The sequence below is a fragment of the Thiocystis minor genome, from assembly GCF_016653465.1.
GTDB lineage: Bacteria > Pseudomonadota > Gammaproteobacteria > Chromatiales > Chromatiaceae > Chromatium > Chromatium minus.
In genome coordinates this window covers 1-4,973 of sequence record NZ_NHSQ01000165.1, presented here as the reverse complement: position 1 = coordinate 4,973, position 4,973 = coordinate 1, and the positions used below count along the sequence as shown (strand labels likewise).

The 4,973-nt window shown below is 68.6% G+C and carries 8 protein-coding genes; 4 read left to right on the top strand and 4 right to left on the bottom strand.

Features of this window, described 5'->3' with window-relative positions; translation table 11 throughout:
• On the top strand, positions 1-858 hold an 858-nt coding region (locus CCR95_RS22290; RefSeq protein ID WP_201098612.1), incomplete at its 5' end, for an aspartate-alanine antiporter-like transporter.
• Positions 859-1,052: 194 nt separating this feature from the next.
• On the opposite strand, the gene CCR95_RS22285 is transcribed toward CCR95_RS22290, so the two are convergent.
• Genes CCR95_RS22285 through arsS form a run of 4 tightly spaced genes read right to left on the bottom strand, consistent with a single transcriptional unit; the run spans position 1,053 to position 3,572 of the window.
• On the bottom strand, positions 1,053-1,274 hold the full coding sequence (locus tag CCR95_RS22285; protein ID WP_201098611.1) for an RND transporter: 222 nt from the start codon (positions 1,272-1,274) through the stop codon (positions 1,053-1,055).
• A 4-nt stretch (positions 1,275-1,278) separates the two neighbouring features.
• The gene (locus CCR95_RS22280; protein ID WP_201098609.1) at positions 1,279-1,923 is read right to left on the bottom strand and encodes a TIGR04282 family arsenosugar biosynthesis glycosyltransferase; all 645 of its coding nucleotides are present in this window, start codon (positions 1,921-1,923) and stop codon (positions 1,279-1,281) included.
• Positions 1,913-2,587: a TIGR04283 family arsenosugar biosynthesis glycosyltransferase gene (locus CCR95_RS22275; protein WP_201098607.1), complete on the bottom strand. Its 675-nt coding sequence runs from the start codon at positions 2,585-2,587 to the stop codon at positions 1,913-1,915. The genes CCR95_RS22280 and CCR95_RS22275 overlap by 11 nt, the downstream gene beginning before the upstream one ends.
• Before the next feature lie 10 nt (positions 2,588-2,597).
• On the bottom strand, positions 2,598-3,572 hold the full coding sequence (arsS, locus tag CCR95_RS22270) for an arsenosugar biosynthesis radical SAM (seleno)protein ArsS (protein ID WP_201098606.1): 975 nt from the start codon (positions 3,570-3,572) through the stop codon (positions 2,598-2,600).
• Positions 3,573-3,617: 45 nt separating this feature from the next.
• Here arsS and CCR95_RS22265 point away from each other — a divergent pair, with 45 nt between their 5' ends.
• From CCR95_RS22265 to CCR95_RS24995, 3 genes are all read left to right on the top strand, one after another.
• Positions 3,618-4,454, top strand: coding sequence for an ArsR/SmtB family transcription factor (locus CCR95_RS22265; RefSeq protein ID WP_338115478.1), 837 nt, complete (start codon positions 3,618-3,620; stop codon positions 4,452-4,454).
• Between the two features lie 150 nt (positions 4,455-4,604).
• On the top strand, positions 4,605-4,766 hold the full coding sequence (locus CCR95_RS22260) for a zf-HC2 domain-containing protein (protein WP_201098604.1): 162 nt from the start codon (positions 4,605-4,607) through the stop codon (positions 4,764-4,766).
• 25 nt (positions 4,767-4,791) lie between these two features.
• A partial coding sequence (locus tag CCR95_RS24995; RefSeq protein ID WP_207188723.1) for a hypothetical protein occupies positions 4,792-4,973 on the top strand: 182 nt, incomplete at its 3' end.

Below are 4,973 nucleotides of genomic sequence, written 5' to 3'. Positions count from 1 at the left end.
TCCTTCATCGCCAGCATCGACGTCCATGCCCGCGCCCGTGAGCGGGGCGGCGAGGAGGTGCTGGATGCGGAGATGCTGAGCTATCGGGTCACTCGCCGCGAGATCGTGGTCGCCGCGGCCAAGGTCGTTGGCAAGCCCTTGAAGGATCTCGACATGCCGAACACCTATGGCTGCTTCGCCACGGGGCTCACGCGCGCCTCCGTCGACCTGCCCCTGGACCCTGCGTTGCCGCTGATGAAGGGCGATCGACTCGAGGTGGTCGGGGAGCGGGACCATCTGCGGCGTCTGGCCGAATTGATCGGATTCATTGAGCAAGACTTGGAGAAGACCGACCTCGCGACCTTTGCCTTTGGCATGATCGCGGGAATCCTCTTGGGGCTGGTCACCGTTGTCCTGGGAGACATCTCCATCGGCTTGGGAACGGCCGGAGGACTCTTGCTCGTCGGCATCTTCATCGGCTACCTCGGCTCGGTGATGCCCACGTTCGGGCGGGTGCCAGCCCCGGCGCGCTTCGTGCTGATGGAGCTTGGACTCATGCTCTTCATGGCCAGTGTGGGGCTGAACGCCGGCGGTGGGGTCGTTGCGGCACTCGCCTCCGTGGGGCCGCTCGTCATCGCGAGCGGTGTCCTCATCACCCTGCTGCCAGCCCTGGTCGGCTACCTGGTCGGGCGCTATCTGCTGCGCATGAATCCCGCGCTGCTCCTCGGCGCGATCACGGGGGCCATGACCAGTACGCCCGCGCTCAACGTGGTCACCGAGGCTGCCCGCTCGGGCGTCCCCTCACTCGGGTACGCCGGCACCTACACCTTCGCCAATGTCCTGCTGACCTTCGCGGGCGCGTTGATGATGGTGTTCTAACGTGATTCAGCGAAGCGACTGTCCATCCATTGCGGCCCGACTTGCCGGCACCGCCAAGCGCAATCTAGGCGGCAGCTTTCCAACGTAGACCGGTCGCTCGCACGAGGAGCGTGGGTGACCGCTCCTGGCCGAGTCCTTCCGTTCAGGCGACGTGGGGGAGATTCCGCTGTTGGGACATAGCGACCATTCGAGCCTCATTCGCTCTCGCCTCTCCGCCCAAGTTTCACCAAGAGCAGCACCCAGGGCAGCCCATGCAGCAGTAGATCGAACATATCGATCGGTCTGGTCAGGTCACCGGCCGCCCGGAGCTTGAGCTTCTCCCAAATGTGCGGCTCGGGCAGGAAAGGCGCGAGGCCCAGGGTCAGGGCGATAATGACGAACATGGAGAGCGGCAGGCGGTCGATCCAGGTGAGCATGAGGTCAATCCAGTTGGCGGTGGGTGTCCAGGAGATCGGCGACCTCGACCAGGTCTTCGGGGAGATCGAGGTCGCGCAGGGTCGGCAACTCGGTCCAGGTGAGACCGATCCGCCCGAGCGTGGCGCGCGTCTCGGCCAGGACGGCGGGGGTGCTCCAATGGATGTTAGCGAAGAGCGCGGGCGCCGGGCGGCGCAGGCCGATCAGCACATAGCCGCCATCGGCCGCCGGGCCGAGCACGGCGTCATGCTTATCGAGAGCGGCGAAGGCGGCGCTCAGGTAGGCCGGCATATAGCCCGGGCAGTCGCTGCCGATCAGCACGGCGCGGTCCGAGGACGTTAGCGCTACCTCATGCGCCGCCGCCATCCGCGCGCCCAAATCCCCATCCGGCTGACGGTGCCAGGTGAAGCCATGGCTGGCCGCGAGTCGCGCGCATTCGCCGCCCTCGGCCGGCGCCTCGGTGCACCAAAGCTGGCGGCGGGCGCATGGCGTCGCGGCGCCCGCCCGCAACGCGATCGCGAGCAACCGGCGGTAGAGCCGCGCGGCGCCCTCCGCTCCCAGGGCGGGGATGAGGCGGGTCTTGACCTGGCCCGCAATGGGCTCGCGGGCGAAGAGGATCAGGGTGCCGCCGGACAGGGACTCAGCCGTCATAGCGCCGCGCCAGTCGGGCCGGATCGGCGCCCAGGGCGTAGGCCAGACGCAGCCGCCACATGAGCAGGATGGTGCGCACCACGCCGTGCGTCTCCCAGCGTCGGCTGGACGTCAGTAGCGGCGGGCGCAGACAAGCCGGTCGGGCGAGCCGGCGCAGGCGTTTCGAGAGGGCGATGTCCTCCATCAGTGGAAGGTCCGGGAAGCCGCCGACCTGAGCGAAGGCGTCGCGGGTGACGAAGATCCCCTGATCCCCGGTGGCGATGCCGGTGAGCCGCGAGCGCAGGTTCATGGCGCGCGCCACCAGTCGCAACAGCGGGTGACGTCCGGAGAGAAGCACGTCGAAGCGCCCCCAGCGGGCACCGGCCTGGCAGGCAGTTAGCAGCGCCTCGGCTGCGCCAGACGGAACGCGACTGTCAGCGTGCAGGAACCAGAGGATCTCGCCGCTGGCGACTTGGGCGCCGGCGTTCATCTGGGTCGCGCGGCCACGAGGTGACTCCAGCACCCGGTCGACCCCGGCTGCGGCCAGCGACCGGGTCGCGTCCGTGCTGCCGCCGTCGACCAGGATGACCTCATGGCCTGCCGCGCACCGCGGGGCCAGGTCGGTCAGCAGGGCGCCGATGTGTTCGGCTTCGTTCAGGGTCGGGATGACGATGGAGAGTCGCATACGCTGGGCCTCAGGCCGCGCCGCTCCGGTTGCCGATGAGGGCGCCGCCGCAGCTCGATCCCTGGCCGGCGGTGCAGCCGTAGCAGTGATCGGCGACCGCGATGGGCGCGCCTTCGAGGAGCAGCCCCGGCAGGTCGCGCAGATGGGCGCGGCCCACGCCCAGCGGCAGCCCGAGCATCTGATTGAAGTCGCAATCGTACAGCCAGCCCTGCCAGTCGACGCTGATCAGCTCGCAGCACATCACGGCCGCCAGGTTCTCCGCGCGGTGCGCCCCGCGCAGCCGCTCCAGATAGCCGTGGAACTCGCCCGTCGACAGCAGCGCGCTGCCGAAGCGCCCGACCGGGAGATTGGCCAGGGTCAGCAGCCGGTTGAAGCGGATACCGTAGTCGCTGAGCAGGATGCGCCGATAGTCCTCTTCCAGCGCCGCCTGCGGTGGCGGCAGTTCGGGGCCTTGGGGGTTGTAGACCAGATCGAGCAGGAGCCCGCTGTCCGGCACGCCATAGCCGAGCGCGTTCAGCCGCCGCAGTCCCGCGAGACTGGCGGCGAAGACGCCCTGGCCGCGCTGGGCGTCGACGTTGCTCTCCAGATAGCAGGGGAGCGAGGCGATCAGCGCGCAGCCCTGCGCGGCGAGGAAGTCGACCAGATCCTCCTGTCCCGGCTCGGCGAGCACCGTGAGGTTGCAGCGGTCAATCACCCGCAGACCCAGCGCGCGGGCGTGGCGCACCAGGTCGCGGAAACCGGGGTTGAGTTCCGGGGCGCCACCGGTTAGATCCAGGGTCTCGAAGGGTAGGCGCTCCAGCGTGGTCATGACCAACTCCAGCGTGGGTCGGTCCATGACTTCCGGGCGATTCGGCCCGGCGGCAACGTGACAGTGCCGGCACTGCTGATTGCACAGGCGCCCGAGATTGACCTGTAAGGTGCGCGGTACATTGCGCGCGATGGACGGAAAGTCGCCCGGGCGCAGATGGGGCAAGGGATCGAGCATGGGGCAAGACATCCTCATCGGGGAGACAAAAAGGATCGCGATCGGGTGGCCAAGCGTCGCGCCTACCCCTGGGCTGGCGCCTTCCCTATACTGGCGGCGCCCCACCCGCCGCTCAACCCCTGGGTTGAATCACCGCCCGATGCGACCGACACCATGACCGATCCCGCCGACCTGACGCCCAAGCCCACGCCCGAACCCAAACAGGCGCTCTTCGAACAGCTTGCCATCATCGCCCGCGCCCTGGGCAGCGGCGCGCGGCTGGAGCTGCTGGATTTCCTCGCCCAGGGCGAGCGCAGCGTCGAGGATCTGGCGCGGGTGGCGGGGTTGAGCGTCGCCAACACCTCCAAGCACCTGCAGCAACTCAAGGCCGCCGGACTGGCACAGGCGCGCCGCGACGGCAAGCATGTGCGCTACGGCCTGGCCGATGACCGCGTGCTGGACGCGGTCGCCGCGCTGCGCGTGCTCGCCGAGACGCGCAGCCGCGCGGTCGAGGAATTGCTCGCGAGCTATCTCAAGGAACGCGACGCCCTGGAGCCGGTCCCGGCGAGGGTGCTGCTGGAGCGGGTGCGCGATGGGCTGGCGACGGTGATCGACGTGCGCCCCGCCGAGGAGTACGCCCAGGGCCATGTCGCCGGGGCGCTCAATGTCCCGCTCGATCGGCTTGAGGCGCGGCTGAGCGATCTGCCGCGCGAGCGCGAGATCGTCGCCTATTGTCGCGGTCCCTGGTGCGTGCTGTCGTTCGAGGCGGTCGCCCGCTTGCGCGCCGCCGGTTTCAGCGCCCGACGTTTGGAAGACGGGCTGCCGGAGTGGCGTCAGGCCGGGCGGCCGATGGCTGAAGGAGACGCCGCCCAAACCAGATCGGACCCGGGGGATCGGGAGTGAGTGTGGCGGAGGGCGTGGCGCGGTTGCACGTCGCGGATGCTGGTCATCATCCCTCGCACGTAGGGTCATCCTGCACCGCGCGCGGATGGGCCTGCGTCTGTGTCTTAAGGAAACCTGGTTTACCCGCGAAAAGCGCTCGGAGAACGCGCGATGATGAACTGCAAACAAGCTACCCGCCTGATGTCGGAAAATCTGGACCGACCGCTGCGCTGGCGCGAGCGGATCGCTTTACGGCTGCATCTGCTCATGTGCGGTGGCTGTCGCAATTTTAAGGACCAGATCGCGTTCCTGCGCACCACGATTCGTTTTTGATCGGGTGGGGATTGAGGCGAGGCTCATGCGACATCACGCGGGATTGCCCGGCGTCGCGGCGAGCGAAGGAATGCTACCGTCTCGCCATCGCCGCGCCGCACGGGGGGCGCAGCCATCACGCGGGGCGGGGCGCGTTTGTCTCCTCGCCAGCACGAATGCCGCCCAGGGTTCCGATGACGACACCGTGGTCGAGGTGCGCCGCGTTCC

What these genes read in the sequence shown, in the direction of transcription:
- CCR95_RS22285 (WP_201098611.1), bottom strand. Translation starts at nt 1,274, where the DNA reads ATGCTCACCTGGATCGACCGCCTGCCGCTCTCCATGTTCGTCATTATC.
- CCR95_RS22280 (WP_201098609.1), bottom strand. Translation starts at nt 1,923, where the DNA reads ATGACGGCTGAGTCCCTGTCCGGCGGCACCCTGATCCTCTTCGCCCGC.
- CCR95_RS22275 (WP_201098607.1), bottom strand. Translation starts at nt 2,587, where the DNA reads ATGCGACTCTCCATCGTCATCCCGACCCTGAACGAAGCCGAACACATC.
- arsS (WP_201098606.1), bottom strand. Translation starts at nt 3,572, where the DNA reads ATGCTCGATCCCTTGCCCCATCTGCGCCCGGGCGACTTTCCGTCCATC.
- CCR95_RS22260 (WP_201098604.1), top strand. Translation starts at nt 4,605, where the DNA reads ATGATGAACTGCAAACAAGCTACCCGCCTGATGTCGGAAAATCTGGAC.